Raw genomic sequence first — 17,617 nt, forward strand, 5'->3', positions numbered from 1 at the left:
GACCGCGCTCCGAAATGAGGATGTGCCATGGTAGCGGCACGGATCACGGTCAATGGGGAGACCACCCCGATTTCCCCGGCCGCACCCCACACGACGGTCCTGGATTTCCTCCGTGACCGTGGCCTCACCGGCACCAAGGAAGGCTGTGCCGAGGGCGAGTGCGGCGCGTGTTCGGTCCTGGTGGCCCGTCCCGGGGTGAACAAGCCCACCGACTGGGTGGCGATCAACGCCTGCCTGGTTCCGGTCGCGGCCCTGGACGGTCAGGAGGTCGTCACCTCCGAAGGTCTCGCCACCGCCGGCGAGCCCGGCACGCCGCCCACGCTGCACCCGGTGCAGGAGGAGATGGCGGTCCGCGGCGGCTCCCAGTGCGGTTACTGCACGCCGGGCTTCGTCTGCAGCATGGCCGCCGAGTACTACCGGCCCGACCGCTGCGCGCACGCGCACACCGACTCCGACGCGGCGCAGGACGCCGACGCCGACGCCGACGCCGAGCACGGTCCGAACGGCTTCGACCTGCACTCGCTGAGCGGGAACCTGTGCCGCTGCACCGGTTACCGCCCGATCCGCGATGCCGCGTACGCCGTCGGCACGCCCACCGAGGACGACCCGCTGGCGCGGCGTCGCGAGCAGGCCCCGCCGGAGGCGGCCGCCACCGAATACGTCCAGGACGACAGCACGTTCGTCCGCCCGGCCACCCTGAGCGATGCGCTGCGGCTGCTGCGCGAGCGGCCCGACGCGGTGGTGGTCGCGGGCAGCACCGACTGGGGCGTGGAGGTGAACATCCGCTCCCGCCGGGCCGGTTACGTGGTCGCCGTCGACCGTCTGCCCGAACTGCGGGAGCTGCGCGTCGGGTCGGACCACGTCGAGATCGGGGCCGCGCAGACGCTCACCGAGATCGAGCGGCGCCTCGACGGCAGCGTGCCGCTGCTGGCGGAGCTGTTCCCGCAGTTCGCGTCGCGGCTCATCCGCAACAGCGCGACCCTCGGCGGCAACCTCGGTACCGGCTCCCCCATCGGTGACAGCCCGCCCGTGCTGCTCGCGCTGGAGGCGTCGCTGGTGCTCGCCGACGCCGACGGTGAGCGGGTGGTCCCGCTCGCCGAGTACTTCACCGGTTACCGGCAGAGCGTGCGCCGTCCCGGCGAGCTGATCCGCGCCGTACGCATCCCGCTGCCGCTGTCGCCCGTCACGGCCTTCCACAAGATCGCCAAGCGGCGCTTCGACGACATCTCCAGCGTGGCGGTCGCCTTCGCCCTCGACATCGAGGACGGGATCGTCCGCAAGGCGCGCATCGGCCTGGGCGGCGTGGCCGCCACCCCGATCCGCGCGCTCGCCACCGAGGCGGCCCTCGAGGGCAAGCCGTGGGTGACGGAGACCGTCGAGGCCGCGGCGGAGGTCCTGCGGACGCAGGGCACGCCGATGAGCGACCACCGTGCCAGCGCCGACTACCGCGCCGCGATGCTCGGCCAGAGCCTGTTGAAGCTGCACGCACAGACCACCACTGAGGCGGTGTCGTCATGAGTCATCTGTCCGAGCGTCCCGAGAAGCCCGTCGTCGGTGTCTCGATGCCGCACGAGAGCGCGACCCTGCACGTCACCGGCACCGCGCTCTACACCGACGACCTGGTCCAGCGCACCAAGGACGTACTGCACGCCTACCCGGTGCAGGTGATGAAGGCCCACGGCCAGATCATCGGGCTGAACACCGAGCCCGCGCTCGCCGTGCCGGGTGTGGTGCGGGTGCTGACCAAGGCCGACGTGCCCGGAGTCAACGACGCCGGCATGAAGCACGACGAGCCGCTGTTCCCCGACGAGGTCATGTTCCACGGCCACGCCGTCGCCTGGGTGCTCGGCGAGACCCTGGAGGCGGCCCGGCTCGGTGCCGCGGCCGTCGAGGTGGAGCTCGACGAGCTGCCCGCCCTGGTCACGCTGCAGGACGCCATGGCGGTCGGCAGCTACCACGGCGCGCAGCCCCTGATGGAGGCCGGTGACATCGACGCCGGTTTCGCCGACTCGGCGCACGTGTTCACCGGCGAGTTCCAGTTCGCCGGCCAGGAGCACTTCTACCTGGAGACGCACGCGGCGCTCGCCCAGGTCGACGAGAACGGCCAGATCTTCATCCAGAGCAGCACCCAGCACCCGTCGGAGACCCAGGAGATCGTCTCCCACGTGCTCGGCGTGCCCGCCCACGAGGTCACCGTGCAGTGCCTGCGGATGGGCGGCGGCTTCGGCGGCAAGGAGATGCAGCCGCACGGGTTCGCGGCCATCGCCGCGCTCGGCGCCAAGCTCACCGGCCGGCCGGTCCGGTTCCGGCTCAACCGGACGCAGGACCTGACGATGTCCGGCAAGCGGCACGGCTTCCACGCCACGTGGAAGATCGGCTTCGACGCGGACGGCCGCATCCAGGCCCTGGACGCCACCCTGGTCGCCGACGGCGGCTGGAGCCTGGACCTGTCCGAGCCGGTGCTGGCCCGGGCGCTGTGCCACATCGACAACACCTACTGGATCCCCAACGCGCGGGTCGCCGGACGCATCGCCAAGACCAACACGGTCTCCAACACCGCCTTCCGCGGCTTCGGCGGACCGCAGGGCATGCTGGTGATCGAGGACATCCTGGGCCGCTGCGCACCGCTGCTCGGCCTGGACCCCGTGGAGCTGCGGGAGCGCAACTTCTACCAGCCGGGCCAGGGCCAGACGACGCCGTACGGGCAGCCGGTCACGCAGCCCGAGCGGATCTCCACCGTCTGGCAGCAGGTGCAGGAGGACGCCGGCATCGCCGACCGCCGGCGCGAGATCGCCGCGTTCAACGCCGCGCACCCGCACACCAAGCGGGCCCTCGCGATCACCGGCATCAAGTTCGGCATCTCGTTCAACCTCACCGCCTTCAACCAGGGCGGCGCGCTGGTGCTGATCTACAAGGACGGCTCGGTCCTGATCAACCACGGCGGCACCGAGATGGGCCAGGGCCTGCACACCAAGATGATGCAGGTGGCCGCGACCACGCTGGGCATCCCGCTGCACAAGGTCCGGCTGGCCCCGACGCGGACCGACAAGGTGCCCAACACCTCCGCAACCGCGGCCAGTTCCGGCGCCGACCTGAACGGCGGCGCGATCAAGAACGCCTGTGAGCAACTGCGCGAGCGGCTGCTGCAGGTGGCCGCCACCCAGCTGGGCGCCAACCCCTCCGACGTGCGCATCGTCGAGGGCGTCGCGCGCGCCCTGGGCAGCGACAAGGAGCTCGCCTGGGACGACCTGGTGCACACCGCGTACTTCCAGCGGGTGCAGCTGTCGGCGGCCGGGTTCTACCGGACCGAGGGGCTGCACTGGGACGCGAAGTCGTTCCGGGGCTCGCCGTTCAAGTACTTCGCCCACGGCGCCGCCGCGACGGAGGTGGAGGTCGACGGTTTCACCGGCGCCTACCGCATCCGGCGCGTGGACATCGTGCACGACGTCGGCGACAGCCTCTCCCCGCTGATCGACATCGGTCAGGTCGAGGGCGGCTTCGTGCAGGGCGCGGGCTGGCTGACGCTGGAGGAGCTGCGCTGGGACACCAGTGACGGACCCCACCGCGGCCGGCTGCTGACCCAGGCGGCGAGCACGTACAAGCTGCCGAGCTTCTCGGAGATGCCCGAGGAGTTCAACGTCACGCTGCTGGAGAACGCCACCGAAGAAGGCGCGGTGTTCGGCTCCAAGGCGGTGGGCGAGCCTCCGCTGATGCTGGCGTTCTCGGTGCGCGAGGCGCTGCGGCAGGCCGCCGCGGCGTTCGGGCCGGCCGGTGTCAGCGTGGATCTCGCCTCCCCCGCGACGCCGGAGGCCGTGTACTGGGCGATCCAGAACGCCCGCAAGGGCGACGCCCGGCTCGCGGGTGTCGCGTCACTCAACGGCGACGCCCGCCACAACGGCCACAAGGTCCGTACCGGCGCCAGCGCTCTGAGCAATGCCTGACATGACCTGGGTGGCCGCGGTCGCGCGGTTGCGAGCCCACCGGGAACCCGGTGTGCTCGTGACCGTCGCGACCGTGCGCGGTCACGCACCACGCAAGGCCGGCGCCAAGCTCGTCGTGGGGCAGTCCGAGACGTGGGGTTCCATCGGCGGCGGCAACATCGAGGCGGTCGCGATCGACCGGGCCCGCGAGCTGATGGGCACGCCCGACGCGGAGCCGGAGATGATGGAGTTCGCCCTCAACGACAAGGTCACCAACCGGCACGGCGTGCAGTGCTGTGGCGGCGCCGTGTCCGTCCTGCTCGAACCGCTGCCGGTGGTGCCGGCGGTGGCGATCTTCGGCATCGGACACGTCGGGCTGGAGCTGGCCCGCATCCTGGCCCGCCAGAACCTGGATCTGCATCTGACCGACACCCGCGCCGACATGCTCACCGGCGAACGGCTCGGCGTGCTGCTCGCGGACGCGGTGGCGCAGGTCCATGTGCACCACATACCGCTGCTCCCGGAGGAAGTCCTCGGGGAGCTGGCGCCCGGCACCCACGTCCTGATCATGACGCACGATCACGCCGAGGACGCCGCGCTGGCCGACGCGGCCCTGCGCACCGAGGGTCTGGGCTCGATCGGGCTGATCGGCTCGTCCGCCAAATGGGCGCGGTTCCGGCACCGCCTGTCCACCGAGGGCGGCCACGACGACGCCACCATCGACCGGATCAAGACACCGATCGGACTGACCGAGATCACCGGCAAGGAGCCCGCCACGATCGCGGTGAGCGTCGCGGCCGACCTGCTGCGGACGTTCGAACAAGACGGCCGCTGAGCGCGGTCGCATTCCCCCTCGAGGAGCCACTCTGTGGCTCCTTTCGGCTTTCACGGGGCGTGACGACACGTCCACGACCAGCGACCTGAGCTGTGGGTTTTAGCCGCAGGTGGCTTGTAGAAGTCTACAAACACCCCGTCTCAGCCTGCGGGGTTTTCATGCCTTCCACCCCTAGCTGACACCCCTCGTTTGGCGGTGTACTCCTGACACGAGTTCAACGCGTCGTAGTTTCGTCGGCACCCGCAATGCGATGGTCATTTCGGACTGCCCCCTCTGTTCCCACCGCATCCGAAAAGGAGTGGCCGTGACCGCGCACATTCAGGAAACGAGCATCCAGGACCTCAAGCGCGCCTGGATGGAAGAGGCGATCAGCCTGGCCACCAACAGCGTCGCGAACGGCGGCGGCCCCTTCGGCGCCCTGGTCGCCAAGGACGGCGAGATCGTCGCGCTCGGGAACAACCAGGTCACCGCGTCTCTTGACCCCACGGCACACGCCGAGGTGAGCGCGATGCGCGCCGCCTGCAAGGAGCTGGGCGACTTCTCCCTCGCGGGCTGCATCCTGGTCACCTCGTGCGAGCCGTGTCCGATGTGCCTCTCCTCCGCCCTGTGGGCGCGCGTCGACGCGATCGTCTACGCCGCCGACCGCCATGACGCCGCGGTGGCCGGTTTCGACGACCGCAAGTTCTACGACCTGTTCGAGAAGCAGCCCCAGTCGCAGTGGCCGACCCGGGTCGAGCACCTGGACCTGCCGAACCGCACGGCCCCGTTCGACGCGTGGCTGGCGAAGGCGGACCGTATCGAGTACTGAGCCGCTCCGCAGACGGACGGCCGATGCCCCGGCGGGATGGACGCCGGGGCATCGGCGTACCCGGCTCAGACCTGCGTCAGCGTGATGTCCTGCTGCCGGGCCGCGTGGAAGTGGGGCAGCGGGAGACCACCCTGGGGGCGCAGCTCCAGCACGGTGGTCTCGACGTGGGCCGCGCCGGCGCGCAGAGCGTCGGTGGCGACCTTGCCGGTGTTCTGCCAGGTGTGCTCGGCGCCGTCGCAGACGGCACGGGTGCCGCCGATGCCGTAGCGCATGGTCGAGGCGTACGGGCCGTTGGCCGGCGCGCTCTGGGAGACGGCGGCGCTGATGAACACCGGGCCCGAACTGCCGAGGCAGCTGTAGGTGCCGGACACGGTGACGGTGCCGTCGGCGGTGATGCGCCCGACCGGGTCGACGGTGATCGTCTCGTACGGGTCGGCCGCGGCCGGGGCGGCGGGAGCGGCGGCCAGCAGCGCGAGCGCGGCGGCCGCCGTGCCGAGCGCGGTGCGCAGCGACGGGCGGGACAGTGAGGCCAAAGTCATGGATACCTCCTGAGGTGGGGGTTTCCACTGGTACCGGCCCGGCGCGCCCGCGCGCGTGATCGTCACCCCTTCGGTGGCGCGTCCCGCGCATTTGCGGGTGTGTCCCGGCATCCGCGCCCCGACCGTCGCGGGACCGTCCCCGGAGTGTCCTGGTGCTGTCACGCTTCCCCGCCGGCCCTTGGCGGACCCGGTCGGGCGAGCGCATCGTCGAGGCGTACGGACGGTCACCCGACCGGCCTCATCACGTGGAGGTGCGCCATGTGTACCCACCGCTCCTCGTGCCCCGCGGCCGACGGCCGCCCCGCACACATCGTGGCCGCCCACCCCGAGCAGGGCTGGAACCTGCTGTGCGACGGCACGATCGCCTTCGACGACACCGGCGAGCTGCGACCCGACGGCCGAGCCGTAGCCCCGCACCGAACCCCGTCGGAACGCCTCACCATGGCCGCGTGACCCTGCCGGGGCGCGCCGGCGCACGCCACGGCGTCGCCGCACCCGCGTACGGACACCCCCACCCCGGCCCCGACCCACAACGAACCGCAGGCGCGACAGCAACCGGCCACCGGACCGCAACGGGCCGCCGCAGGCATCCAAGGGGCGCGGGGCTGTGTCGATATGCGGCTCCGCCGCGTGGGCGCGACCAGCCACAACGCACCCGCAGACGAAACACGACCCAGCGCCGCAGGCCAACGGCGGGCGGCCTCAAGGCAGAACGGCGAACCCGTCCAGTTCGACCAGCGCCTCCTCGTCCCACAGCCGCACGACCTGGACCACCGCCATCGCCGGATAGTCACGGCCGGCCAACTTCCGCCAGATACGCCCGAGTTCGCCGGCCTGGGCACGGTAGGAGGCGACATCCGTGGCGTAGACGGTGACGCGCGCGAGATCGGCGGGCCTGCCACCCGCCGCGTGCAGCGCGCGCAGCAGATTGGCCAGCGCCCGCGCGAACTGCTCGGGCAGCGTCGCGCCGGTGACCTTGCCGTCGGCGTCCAGGGCGGTCTGCCCGGCGAGGAAGACCACGCGGGAGCCGGTGGCGACCACGGCGTGGGAGAAGCCGGCGGGCGGCGACATCCCGGCCGGGTTGATGCGCTCGGTGGTCACTCGGCGGCCTCCTGTCGGGCGTACAACTCCTTGGCGATGATGCCGCGTTGGACCTCGCTGGCGCCCTCGTAGATGCGCGGGGCGCGCACCTCCCGGTAGAGATGCTCCAGCAGGTGACCGCGCTGCAACGCGCGGGCTCCGTGCAGCTGGACGGCCGTGTCGACGACGAACTGCGCGGTCTCGGTGGCCAGCAGTTTCGCCATCGCCGCGCGCCCCGGCACATCGGGGGCCTTCTCGTCGTACGCCGACGCCGCCGCGTACACCAGCAGGCGGGCGGCCTCGGTGCGCAGCGCCATCTCGGCCACCTGGTGGGAGACGGCCTGCAGGTCGCTCAGCGTGCCGCCGAAGGCGCCGCGGCGGGCGGTGTGGGCGAGGGTGGCGTCCAGCGCGGCCTGGGCCATGCCGACGGCGAAGGCGCCGACGCTGGGCCGGAACAGATTGAGGGTGCCCATGGCGACGGCGAACCCGCGGTCGACCTCGCCGAGGACGTCGTCGCCGGTCACGGGGACCGCGTCGAAGCGCAGCGCGCCGATGGGGTGCGGGGAGAGCATCTGAAGGGGGCTGCCGGTCAGTCCGGGACGGTCGGCCGGGACGAGGAAGGCGGTGACACCGCGGGCCCCGGCCCCGGGCGTCGTCCGGGCGAAGACGGTGTAGAAGTCGGCCTCGGGGGCGTTGGAGATCCAGCACTTGTCCCCGGTGAGCCGCCAGCGCCCGGCCCCGTCGGCCTCGGCGACGGCGCCGTCACCGTCACCTTCTGCCCCCCGCCCCTCCCCCTCCGCCGTCAGACTCAACGCCCCCGCGTCCGAGCCCGCTCCCGGCTCGCTCAGGGCGAACGCCGCGATCGCCATGCCGTCGGTGACGGCCGGGAGCCAGCGGGTGCGCTGGGCCTCGGTGCCGTAGGCGTGCACGGGGTGGGCGCCCAGGCCCTGGAGGGCGAGGGCGGTCTCCGCCTCGGTGCAGGCGTACGCCAGGGACTCCCGCATGAGGCACAGCTCGAGCGCGCCGGAGGCGAACACGCGGCGCAGCAGTCCCAGCCGGCCCAGTTCGGCGACGAGGGCACGGTTGACGTGACCCGGCTCGCCCTTCTCGGCGAGCGGCCTGAGCCGCCGCGCGGCCAGGGTGCGCAGCTCCGCACACCAGGCGGTCTGTTCCGGTTCGAGCGAGAATGCGGGCATTGCCGGTCCCCTCTCCCACGGGCTCCGACCCGACGATATCGCGTACCGTTGACTGTCGTCACCAAGGCGATACGCTCCTTCTGAGCGAGCCCGCTGAGCGAGCCCGACAAGCGAGCCCACCACCACGGCCGACTCGGCAAGGGGGCGAACCGCCATGACCACCTCGGCGCACCTCGACACCTTCGCGCGCGACCACCTCCCACCGCGCGAGCAGTGGCCCGAGCTCCGCTTCGACCTCCCGGAGCTGCGCTACCCCGAACGGCTGAACTGCGCGGACGTCCTCCTCGCAGGCCCCCCGGCCCACCGCCCCGCCTTCCGCACCCCCACCGGGGACGTCTGGACCTACGGCGATCTGCGCGCCCGCGTCGACCGGCTCGCCCACCTGCTGACCGGCGATCTCGGCGTCGTCCCGGGCAACCGGGTGCTGCTGCGCGGCCCCACCACGCCGTGGCTGGCCGCCTGCTGGCTCGCGGTGCTGAAGGCGGGCGCGATCGCCGTCACCGTGCTGGCCCAGCAGCGCCCGCACGAGCTGGCCACGATGTGCGAGATCGCCCAGGTCCGGCACGCGCTGTGCGACATCCGCGCCGTCGACGACCTGGCCAAGGCCGAGATACCCGGACTCGCCATCACCACCTACGGCGGCGACGCCCCCGACGACCTCCTCAGCCGCCCCGCGCCCGCGGAGCCGTTCCGGGCCGTGGACACCGCGGCCGACGACGTGGCGCTGATCGCCTTCACCTCCGGCACCACGGGCCGCCCCAAAGGGTGCATGCACGTCCACCGGGACGTGCTCGCCATCGCCGACACCTTCTCCCGGCACGTGCTGAAACCCACCGCCGACGACGTGTTCACCGGCTCTCCCCCGCTCGGCTTCACCTTCGGCCTCGGCGGTCTGGTCGTCTTCCCGCTGCGCGCGGGCGCCAGCACGCTGCTGCTCGAACAGGCGCACCCGACGCACCTGTTGCCCGCGATCGCCGAGCACCGCGTCTCGGTGCTGTTCACCGCGCCGACCGCGTACCGGGCGATGCTCGCCGAGCTCGACGGCCACGACGTGTCGTCGCTGCGCCGCTGCGTCTCGGCCGGTGAGAACCTGCCCGCCGCGACCTGGCACGCCTGGCACCGCAAGACCGGCCTGAGAATCATCAACGGCATCGGCGCCACCGAGCTGCTGCACATCTTCATCTCCGCCGCCGACGACGACGCCCGGCCGGGCACCACCGGCGTCCCGGTCCCCGGATGGCAGGCGCGGGTGCAGGACGCCGAGGGCCGCGAACTGCCCGCAGGCGAGCCCGGACTGCTCGCCGTGCGCGGCCCGGTGGGCTGCCGCTATCTCGCCGACCCCCGTCAGCGCGAGTACGTCCGCGGCGGCTGGAACATCACCGGGGACACCTATCTGCGCGACGAGGACGGCTACTTCCGCTATGTCGCCCGCGCCGACGACATGATCATCTCGGCCGGGTACAACATCGCCGGGCCCGAGGTCGAGGACGCGCTGCTGCGCCACCCGGACGTGGTCGAGGCGGCCGTCGTGGGCCGGCCGGACGCGGACCGCGGGCACGTCGTCGTCGCCCACGTCGTCCTCGAGGAGGGCGCCGAGCGGGACGCCGAGGCGCTGCGCGCGCACGTCAAGTCCGAGCTGGCGCCGTACAAATGCCCGCGCGAGATCGTCTTCCTGGACGCGCTGCCGCGCACGGCGACCGGCAAGTTGCAGCGGTTCCGGCTGCGCTCCGACGGCTGAACCGCACCGCCACGTGACCAGCACCGATACCGACGACCTAAAATGATCAACGTGTCCGACCAGCACGCTCCCCGGTCCCTGATCGTCACGCTCTACGGCGCCTACGGCCGCTTCGCCCCGGGCCCGGTGCCCGTGGCCGAGCTGATCCGGCTGCTGGCCGCGGTCGGCGTCGACGCGCCCTCGGTGCGCTCCTCGGTGTCCCGGCTCAAACGGCGCGGACTGCTGCTGCCCGCCCGCACGGAGCGCGGCGCGGCCGGTTACGCGCTCTCGCCCGAGGCACGGCAGCTGCTGGAGGACGGCGACCGGCGGATCTACGCGACCGCTCCGCCAGAGGACGAGGGCTGGGTACTGGCAGTGTTCTCGGTGCCGGAGTCGGAGCGGCAGAAACGGCATGTGCTGCGCTCCCGGCTGGCCGGTCTCGGTTTCGGCACGGCGGCGCCCGGCGTGTGGATCGCCCCGGCCCGGCTGTACGAGGAGACCCGGCACACCCTTCAGCGGCTGCGTCTGGACGGCTACGTCGACTTCTTCCGCGGTGAGCACCTCGGGTACGCGCCGACGGCCGGGGCGGTGGCCCGCTGGTGGGACCTGGCGGCCATCGCCAAGGAGCACGAGGCGTTCCTGGACCGCCACGAACGGGTGCTGCACGCCTGGCAGGAGCGCGCGGGCACCCCGCCCGAGGAGGCCTACCGCGACTATCTCCTCGCCCTGGACACCTGGCGCCACCTGCCCTACGCCGACCCCGGGCTGCCCGCGCGGCTGCTGCCCGCCGACTGGCCGGGGGCGCGCTCGGCGGCGGTGTTCCACGCCCTGCACGAGCGCCTGCGCGACGCGGGCGGCGAGTTCGCGGGCGTGGCCCCCGGCCGGCCGGCGGCCTGACGCGGCGACCGCGCGGCGCGGGCCGGCTCGACGGCCCGCGGCGCGATCGGTTCAGCGCCCGCCGCCCAGCGCGAGCCGGGGTTTCGGGGCGTCCGTGCGGCCCGTCTGCGGGCGGCGGCTGCCCGCGCGGTACGGGGCGGGCCAGACGGCTCCCGGGCCGCTGTAGCCCTGCTCGGCGGCCGCGTGCAGGGTCCAGTGCGGGTCGTACAGATGCGGGCGGGCCAGCGCGCACAGGTCGGTGCGTCCGGCGAGGATCAGGGAGTTGACGTCGTCCCAGGAGGAGATCGCGCCGACCGCGATCACCGGGACGCCCACCTCCTGCCGGATCCGGTCCGCGTACGGCGTCTGGTACGACCGCCCGAACTCCGGCCGCTCCTCGGCGACGACCTGACCGGTGGACACGTCGATCGCGTCGGCGCCGTGCGCGGCGAAGGCGCGGGCGATCTCCACGGCGTCCTCGGCGGTGGTGCCGCCGTCGGCCCAGTCGGTGGCGGAGATCCGTACGGTCAGGGGCCGTTCGGCCGGCCACACCTCCCGTACGGCGTCGAAGACCTCCAGCGGGAACCGCAGCCGCTTGCCGAAGGCGCCCCCGTAGGCGTCCGTGCGGCGGTTGGTCAGCGGGGACAGGAAAGCGGAGAGCAGGTAGCCGTGCGCGCAGTGCAGTTCGAGCAGGTCGAAACCGGCCCGGGCGGCGCGCACGGCGGCACCGGTGAACTGCTGCCGGATGTCCGTCAGTTGCGCCCGGGACAGCTCGCGCGGCACCGGGCTGCCCGGTTTGTACGGCAGCGGGGAGGGGGCCAGCACCGGCCAGTTGCCGTCGGGCAGCGGCTCGTCCATGCCCTCCCACATCAGCTTCGTCGAGCCCTTGCGCCCGCTGTGCCCGAGCTGCACGCCGATCGCCGTGCCGGGCGACTGCGTGTGCACGAAGGACACGATCCGCTTCCACGCCGCGGCCTGCCGGCCGTCGTACAGGCCCGTGCAGCCGGGCGTGATGCGGCCCTCGGGGCTCACGCACACCATCTCGGTCATCACCAGGCCGGCGCCGCCGAGCGCCCGGGCGCCCAGGTGGACGAGGTGGAAGTCGCCGGGGACGCCGTCGACGGCCGAGTACATGTCCATCGGGGAGACGACGACCCGGTTGCGCAGGGTCAGGTCGCGCAGCCGGAACGGCGTGAACATGGGCGGGGTGCCGGGCGGACAGCCGAACTCCCGCTCCACGGACACGGTGAAGCGGGCGTCGCGCAGGCGGAGGTTGTCGTGGGTGACGCGGCGCGAGCGGGTGAGCAGGTTGAACGCGAACTGCCGGGGCGGCTGGTCCAGGTACAGCGCGAGGTTCTCGAACCACTCCAGGCTGGCGCGGGCGGCGCGCTGCGTGGAGGCGACGACCGGCTTGCGCTCCTCCTCGTAGGCCACGAGGGCCTGGTCGAGGGAGGGCTGTTCCTCCAGGCAGGCGGTCAGCGCGAGCGCGTCCTCGACGGCGAGCTTGGTGCCGGAACCGATGGAGAAGTGCGCGGTGTGGGCGGCGTCGCCGAGCAGGACGACGTTGCCGTGCGACCAGCGGTCGTTGACGACCGTGCGGAAGGTGGTCCAGGCGGAGTTGTTCGAGCGCAGCGGCCGGCCGCCGAGGGCGTCCGCGAAGACCTTCGCGCAGCGCGCGATCGACTCGCTCTCGGTCAGCTCGTCGAATCCGGCGGCCCGCCAGACCTCCTCGCGCATCTCGACGATCACGGTGGAGGCGTCGGCCGCATAGGGGTAGCCGTGCAGTTGCATCACGCCGTGTTCGGTCTCGGCGATCTCGAAGCGGAAGGCGTCGAAGGCGAAGTCGGCGGCGAGCCAGATGTAACGGCAGCGGTGCGCGGTGATGCGGGGGCGGAAGGTGCCGGCGTACGCCGCGCGGGTGGTGCTGTGGACTCCGTCGGCGGCGACGACCAGGTCGTACGTCGCCGCCAGGGTGGCCGCGTCCGGTGCCTGCTCGCAAAAGCGCAGCTCGACGCCGAGGTCCTGGCAGCGCTCGTGCAGGATCTGCAGGAGGTGTTTGCGGCCGAGGGCGGCGAAACCGTGTCCTGAGGAGGTGTGCCGGGTGCCTCGGTGGACGATGTCGACGTCGTCCCAGCGGGTGAAGTGCGCCTGGAGGGCTTCGTAGACGACGGGGTCGGCGTGTTCGATGCCGCCGAGGGTTTCGTCGGAGAGGACGACGCCGAAGCCGAAGGTGTCTTGCGGGGCGTTGCGTTCCCACACGGTGATTTCTCGGGTGGGGTCCCGGCGTTTCAGCAACGCGGCCGCGTAGAGGCCGCCGGGGCCGCCGCCGACGATCGCGATGCGGTGGGGGTGGCTGGTCTCCTCTGGCGGCTGCGGGTTCGTCGTGGCTGGTCGCGCCCCGCGGCGGAGCCGCATATCGACACTGCCCCGCGCCCCTTTGGTTGGCACGGTCCCCTTGCGAGGAAGCATCTGGCTACCTCCCCTGCCACTTCGGTGGGCGTTTCTCCGTGAAGGCCGCGTGGAATTCCGCGTAGTCCTCGCCGTTCATCAACAGGGCCTGGGTCGAGGCGTCCAGCTCGATCGAGGCCGCCAGTGGCATGTCCAGCTCCGCCGTCAGCAGGGCCTTGGTCTGGGCGTACGCCAGGGCGGGGCCGTCGGCCAGGCGGCGGGCCAGGGTCCGGGCGGCCTCGTCGGCTCGGCCGTCCTCCGTCAGTTCGCTGATCAGGCCGATGCGCTCGGCCTCCAGGGCGCGGACCGGTTCGCCGAGCATGAGCAGGCGGGTCGCGTGGCCGAGGCCGACGACGCGGGGCAGCAGGTAGGCGGCGCCCATGTCGCCGCCGGACAGGCCGACGCGGGTGAAGAGGAAGGCGAACCGGGCCGACGGGTCGGCCACCCGGAAGTCCGCCGCGAGGGCCAGTACCGCTCCGGCGCCGGCGGCCACGCCGTGCACCGCGGCGATCACCGGGAACGGGCACTCGCGGATCGCGCGGACCACCTGGCCGGTCATCCGGTTGAAGTCGAGCAGCTGGGCCGTGTCCATGGACAGCGTGGCGCCGATGATCTCGTCGACGTCGCCGCCGGAGCAGAAGCCGCGGCCCTCGCCGGCCAGTACCAGCGCCCGTACGGACCGCTCGCGGGACAGTTCGGCCAGCAGGTCGCGCAGGTCGGCGTAGGCGCCGAAGGTGAGGGCGTTGAGCTTGTCGGGGCGGGCCAGGGTGACGGTGGCGACTCCGTCGGCACGCTCGACCCGCAGGTGTTCCCAGGCGGGGGTGCGGGCGGCGGAGCCGGTGAAGGGACTCATGCGGGCGGCCTCCTCACTGAGCGCTACCCGACGAAGCTATCACCGTTCGGTGACCGTCGTCACGAGGGCGCGATACGACGGGCGGGACATTGGCCGAAGAACGTCACGTCCGTTCGATGACCCGGTAACAGTGGGTCCTGTGGTGCGCGGCGGGGCGCGGCCGCGGGTAGGTCGCCCGGTGCCGGGGCCGACGGACCCGACCGCCGCCCGGGCGAGGGCTCACGGGGGCGGCGCCGTATCCTTCATACGTTGAAAGCAGGACAGCCTGCTGATGAACGGACTCGCTGTGTACGAACCCCCCACCTCGTCGGCCTCCTGGCGCATCGCGCTGCCGCACACCGCCGCGGCCGTGCCGGTGGCACGTGCCCTGGTGCGCACGGCCCTGGCGGAGCTGGAGCACGGGGCGGACAGCGACACCGCGGAGCTGCTGACGGCGGAGCTCGTCGCGAACGCCGTGGAGCACACCGCCGGGGGCTCCCCGATAGAGCTGGTGGTGGAGCTGCTGCCGTCCGGCTGCCAGGTGGAGGTGCACGACCCGGACCCGGCGCCGCCGGGCGATCTGACCCGGCCCACCCTCGCGGTGCCCGATCCGTGGCAGGAGGGCGGGCGCGGGCTGTTGCTGATCCGCGCGCTCAGCTCGTCGTGCGGGCACCGCCCCACCGGTTCCGGCAAGGCGGTGTGGTTCAGACTCCCAGTGGTTCCCGCTCAGCGGCGTCCGGCGTGACCTCGGCGGCCCGCTGCCGCGCGAGCCGTGAGTGGCGGCGCCCGTAGGCGGCGTACACGCCGAGACCGACGACCAGGAAGGCGGCGAACTGGAGCCAGGCGCTCCAGCCCGTCTCGTACATCAGGTACAGGCAGAAGGCGACGCCGAGCAGGGGCAGTACGGGGTAGAGCGGCACCCGGAAGGTGCGGGCGAGGCCCGGCTCTCGGCGGCGCAGGGCGATGACGGCGATGTTGACCACGGCCATGATCGCGAGGGTTCCGATGGTGCACAGGTCGACCACCGCGTCGAGCGAGGCGAAGGCGGCCGGGACCGCGAAGACGACGGCGATGATCATCGTGCCGGCGACGGGGGTGGAGGTGCGCGGCGAGACCTTCTCGAAGACGCGCGGGACCAGCCCGTCCCGGGACATCGACATCAGGATGCGGCTCTGGCCGTACATCACGGCCAGCGTCACCGAGGCGATGGCGACGACCGCGCCGAAGGCGATGATGCCGCCGCCGACCGTGGAGCCCGTGACCTCGTTGACGACGTAGGACAGGGCGGCGGGCCGGCCGCCGACCTCCTTGCCGCCGACGGCGCCGGTGGCGGCGAGGGCGACGGCGCAGTACAGCACGGTGACCACGCCCATGCAGACCAGGATGGCCACGGGGATGTCCCGGCGCGGGTTCTTGGCCTCCTCGCCGGCCGTGGTGATCGCGTCGAAGCCGATGTAGGAGAAGAACGCGGCCGTGGTGCCCGCGCCGATGCCGCCGAGGCCGGCCGGCGCGAACGGGGTGAGGTTGCCGTCCTTGAAGGCGTAGAAGCCGATGGCGCAGAACGCGAGCAGGATGGCGAGCTTGACCGCGGCCATCGCGGCGGTCGCGCGGGCGCTCTCGCGCACCCCGCGCACCAGCAGCACGCAGGCCAGCGCGATGACGATCACGGCGGGCAGGTTCACGATCCCGCCCTCGCCGGGCCCGGCGGACAGGGCGGCGGGCAGCTGCCAGCCGGTGATGCTGTGCAGCAGTTCGTTGACGTACTGGCTCCAGCCGACGGCGACGGCGGAGATCGACACGCCGTATTCGAGGAGCAGGCACCAGCCGACGAGGAAGGCGGTGGTCTCGCCGAGGCCGGCGTAGGCGAAGGAGTACGACGACCCGGAGACCGGGATCGCGCCGCCCAGCTCGGCGAAGGAGAAGGCGGTGAAGACGCAGGTGACCGCGGCGAGCAGGAAGGAGACGACGACGGCGGGCCCGGCCTGGGCGACGGAGTCGGAGAGGCCGACGAAGATGCCGGTGCCGACGATCGCGCCGACGCCGAAGCAGATGAGCTGGGACAGGCCCATCGTGCGCTTCAGGCCGTGGCCGTCCCGGTCGGCGCCGGATTCGGCGACCAGGAGCGCGGGGGACTTGATGCGGGGCATGCGGGTGGTGCTCGTTTCTGGGGACGGAGTGCGCCCGGGTGGGGCGCGCGACGGCCACGGAAGGGGTGGCTCCGGGCCGCCGGACAGCATAAGGCCTGCTGGTCAGGCAGACTCTGGCGGGAGAGTCAGGCGAGCGTGGCGACGAGGACGGCCTTGATGGTGTGCAGCCGGTTCTCGGCCTCGTCGAAGACCACCGAGTGGGCGGACTCGAAGACCTCGTCGGTGACCTCGAGGGAGTCCAGGCCGTGGGTCTCGAAGATCTCCTGCCCGACCTTGGTGCCGAGGTCGTGGAAGGCCGGCAGGCAGTGCAGGAACTTCACGTCGGCGTTGCCGGTGGCGCGCAGCACGTCCATGGTCACGGCGTACGGGGCGAGGGCGGTGATGCGCTCGTCCCAGACGTCCTTGGGCTCCCCCATGGACACCCAGACGTCGGTGGCGACGAAGTCGGCGCCGCCGACGCCCTCCTCCAAGGACTCGGTGAGGGTGATGCGGGCGCCGGTCGACCCGGCCAGCTCGCGGGCCCGGTCGACGATCTCCTGGGCGGGCCAGTAGGACTTCGGGGCGACGATCCGCACGTCCATCCCGAGCAGGGCGCCGGTGACCAGGTAGGAGTTGCCCATGTTGAAGCGGGCGTCGCCGAGGTAGGCGAAGGCGATCTCGGTGAGCGGCTTGGCGCTGTGCTCGGTCATGGTGAGCACGTCGGCGAGCATCTGGGTGGGGTGCCAGTCGTCGGTGAGCCCGTTGAACACGGGCACGCCGGCGTAGGCTGCCAGCTCCTCGACCTTGTCCTGGCTGTCGCCGCGGTACTCGATGCCGTCGAACATCCGGCCCAGCACGCGCGCGGTGTCCCGCACGGACTCCTTGTGGCCGATCTGGGAGCCCGACGGGTCCAGGTAGGTGGTGTGGGCGCCCTGGTCGGCGGCGGCGACCTCGAACGCGCAGCGGGTGCGGGTGGAGGTCTTCTCGAAGATCAGCGCGATGTTCTTGCCGCGCAGGTGCTGCGTCTCGGTCCCGGCCTTCTTGGCGGCCTTCAGCTCGGCGGCCAGCTCCACCAGGCCGCGGAACTCCTCGGGGGTGAGGTCCAGCTCCTTGAGGAAGTGGCGGCCGGCGAGGGCGGTCGGGACTGTCGCCATGGGGGCGCTCCAGAGGGACGGGGGAACGGCTGACTATTGGAAGTCTATACGATCCTCAGCATTTATATACGGAAGCCCATGGCTGC

At 72.3% G+C, this 17,617-nt stretch carries 15 protein-coding genes; 8 read left to right on the forward strand and 7 right to left on the reverse strand.

The window, feature by feature from the left end; all coding sequences use genetic code 11:
- The first annotated feature begins 27 nt into the window (after positions 1–27).
- From AC0B9F_RS09770 to AC0B9F_RS09785, 4 genes are all read left to right on the forward strand, one after another.
- A complete protein-coding gene (locus AC0B9F_RS09770) occupies positions 28–1,518 on the forward strand; it encodes a xanthine dehydrogenase small subunit (RefSeq protein WP_472000496.1) in 1,491 nt (496 codons plus the stop codon).
- Positions 1,515–3,941: a xanthine dehydrogenase molybdopterin binding subunit gene (gene xdhB / locus AC0B9F_RS09775; protein ID WP_472000498.1), complete on the forward strand. Its 2,427-nt coding sequence runs from the start codon at positions 1,515–1,517 to the stop codon at positions 3,939–3,941. Before AC0B9F_RS09770 ends, xdhB begins: the two co-directional genes overlap by 4 nt.
- Before the next feature lies 1 nt (position 3,942).
- Positions 3,943–4,755, forward strand: a complete 813-nt coding sequence (gene xdhC, locus AC0B9F_RS09780) for a xanthine dehydrogenase accessory protein XdhC (RefSeq protein WP_472000500.1) — start codon at positions 3,943–3,945, stop codon at positions 4,753–4,755.
- Positions 4,756–5,110: 355 nt separating this feature from the next.
- Positions 5,111–5,563 (forward strand): nucleoside deaminase, encoded by a 453-nt coding sequence (locus tag AC0B9F_RS09785; RefSeq protein ID WP_472000911.1) that lies wholly within the window; start codon positions 5,111–5,113, stop codon positions 5,561–5,563.
- 65 nt (positions 5,564–5,628) lie between these two features.
- Here AC0B9F_RS09785 and AC0B9F_RS09790 read toward each other — a convergent pair whose 3' ends face one another.
- Positions 5,629–6,102, reverse strand: coding sequence for a DUF6299 family protein (locus AC0B9F_RS09790; protein ID WP_472000501.1), 474 nt, complete (start codon positions 6,100–6,102; stop codon positions 5,629–5,631).
- A 258-nt stretch (positions 6,103–6,360) separates the two neighbouring features.
- On the opposite strand from AC0B9F_RS09790, the gene AC0B9F_RS09795 reads away from it, so the two are divergent.
- Positions 6,361–6,555: a DUF5999 family protein gene (locus tag AC0B9F_RS09795; protein ID WP_472000503.1), complete on the forward strand. Its 195-nt coding sequence runs from the start codon at positions 6,361–6,363 to the stop codon at positions 6,553–6,555.
- Positions 6,556–6,804: 249 nt separating this feature from the next.
- Here the strand turns inward: AC0B9F_RS09795 and AC0B9F_RS09800 are convergent, their stop codons facing one another.
- On the reverse strand, positions 6,805–7,203 hold the full coding sequence (locus AC0B9F_RS09800) for a RidA family protein (protein WP_472000505.1): 399 nt from the start codon (positions 7,201–7,203) through the stop codon (positions 6,805–6,807).
- Positions 7,200–8,378 carry an acyl-CoA dehydrogenase family protein gene (locus AC0B9F_RS09805; RefSeq protein ID WP_472000507.1) on the reverse strand — a complete coding sequence of 393 codons (1,179 nt, stop codon included), beginning with the start codon at positions 8,376–8,378 and terminating at the stop codon, positions 7,200–7,202. Before AC0B9F_RS09805 ends, AC0B9F_RS09800 begins: the two co-directional genes overlap by 4 nt.
- 154 nt (positions 8,379–8,532) lie before the next feature.
- Here AC0B9F_RS09805 and AC0B9F_RS09810 point away from each other — a divergent pair, with 154 nt between their 5' ends.
- Both AC0B9F_RS09810 and AC0B9F_RS09815 read left to right on the forward strand, forming a co-directional pair.
- A complete protein-coding gene (locus AC0B9F_RS09810) occupies positions 8,533–10,116 on the forward strand; it encodes an AMP-binding protein (RefSeq protein WP_472000509.1) in 1,584 nt (527 codons plus the stop codon).
- A gap of 42 nt (positions 10,117–10,158) precedes the next feature.
- Positions 10,159–10,992 carry a PaaX family transcriptional regulator gene (locus AC0B9F_RS09815; protein WP_472000512.1) on the forward strand — a complete coding sequence of 278 codons (834 nt, stop codon included), beginning with the start codon at positions 10,159–10,161 and terminating at the stop codon, positions 10,990–10,992.
- Positions 10,993–11,043: 51 nt separating this feature from the next.
- Here AC0B9F_RS09815 and AC0B9F_RS09820 read toward each other — a convergent pair whose 3' ends face one another.
- Both AC0B9F_RS09820 and AC0B9F_RS09825 read right to left on the reverse strand, forming a co-directional pair.
- Entirely contained in the window at positions 11,044–13,386 is a 2,343-nt protein-coding gene (locus tag AC0B9F_RS09820) for a bifunctional salicylyl-CoA 5-hydroxylase/oxidoreductase (protein ID WP_472000515.1), read from the reverse strand.
- A gap of 58 nt (positions 13,387–13,444) precedes the next feature.
- The gene (locus tag AC0B9F_RS09825; RefSeq protein ID WP_472000516.1) at positions 13,445–14,272 is read right to left on the reverse strand and encodes an enoyl-CoA hydratase family protein; all 828 of its coding nucleotides are present in this window, start codon (positions 14,270–14,272) and stop codon (positions 13,445–13,447) included.
- 271 nt (positions 14,273–14,543) lie between these two features.
- Between AC0B9F_RS09825 and AC0B9F_RS09830 the strand changes: the two genes are divergently transcribed.
- Positions 14,544–14,996 carry an ATP-binding protein gene (locus AC0B9F_RS09830; RefSeq protein WP_472000520.1) on the forward strand — a complete coding sequence of 151 codons (453 nt, stop codon included), beginning with the start codon at positions 14,544–14,546 and terminating at the stop codon, positions 14,994–14,996.
- Here AC0B9F_RS09830 and AC0B9F_RS09835 read toward each other — a convergent pair.
- A complete protein-coding gene (locus AC0B9F_RS09835) occupies positions 14,956–16,398 on the reverse strand; it encodes an amino acid permease (protein WP_472000523.1) in 1,443 nt (480 codons plus the stop codon). The genes AC0B9F_RS09830 and AC0B9F_RS09835 overlap by 41 nt on opposite strands.
- Before the next feature lie 125 nt (positions 16,399–16,523).
- A complete protein-coding gene (gene argF, locus AC0B9F_RS09840; RefSeq protein ID WP_472000525.1) occupies positions 16,524–17,531 on the reverse strand; it encodes an ornithine carbamoyltransferase in 1,008 nt (335 codons plus the stop codon).
- Positions 17,532–17,617 lie beyond the last annotated feature (86 nt).

The sequence above is a fragment of the Streptomyces sp. NPDC097129 genome (assembly GCF_055668065.1).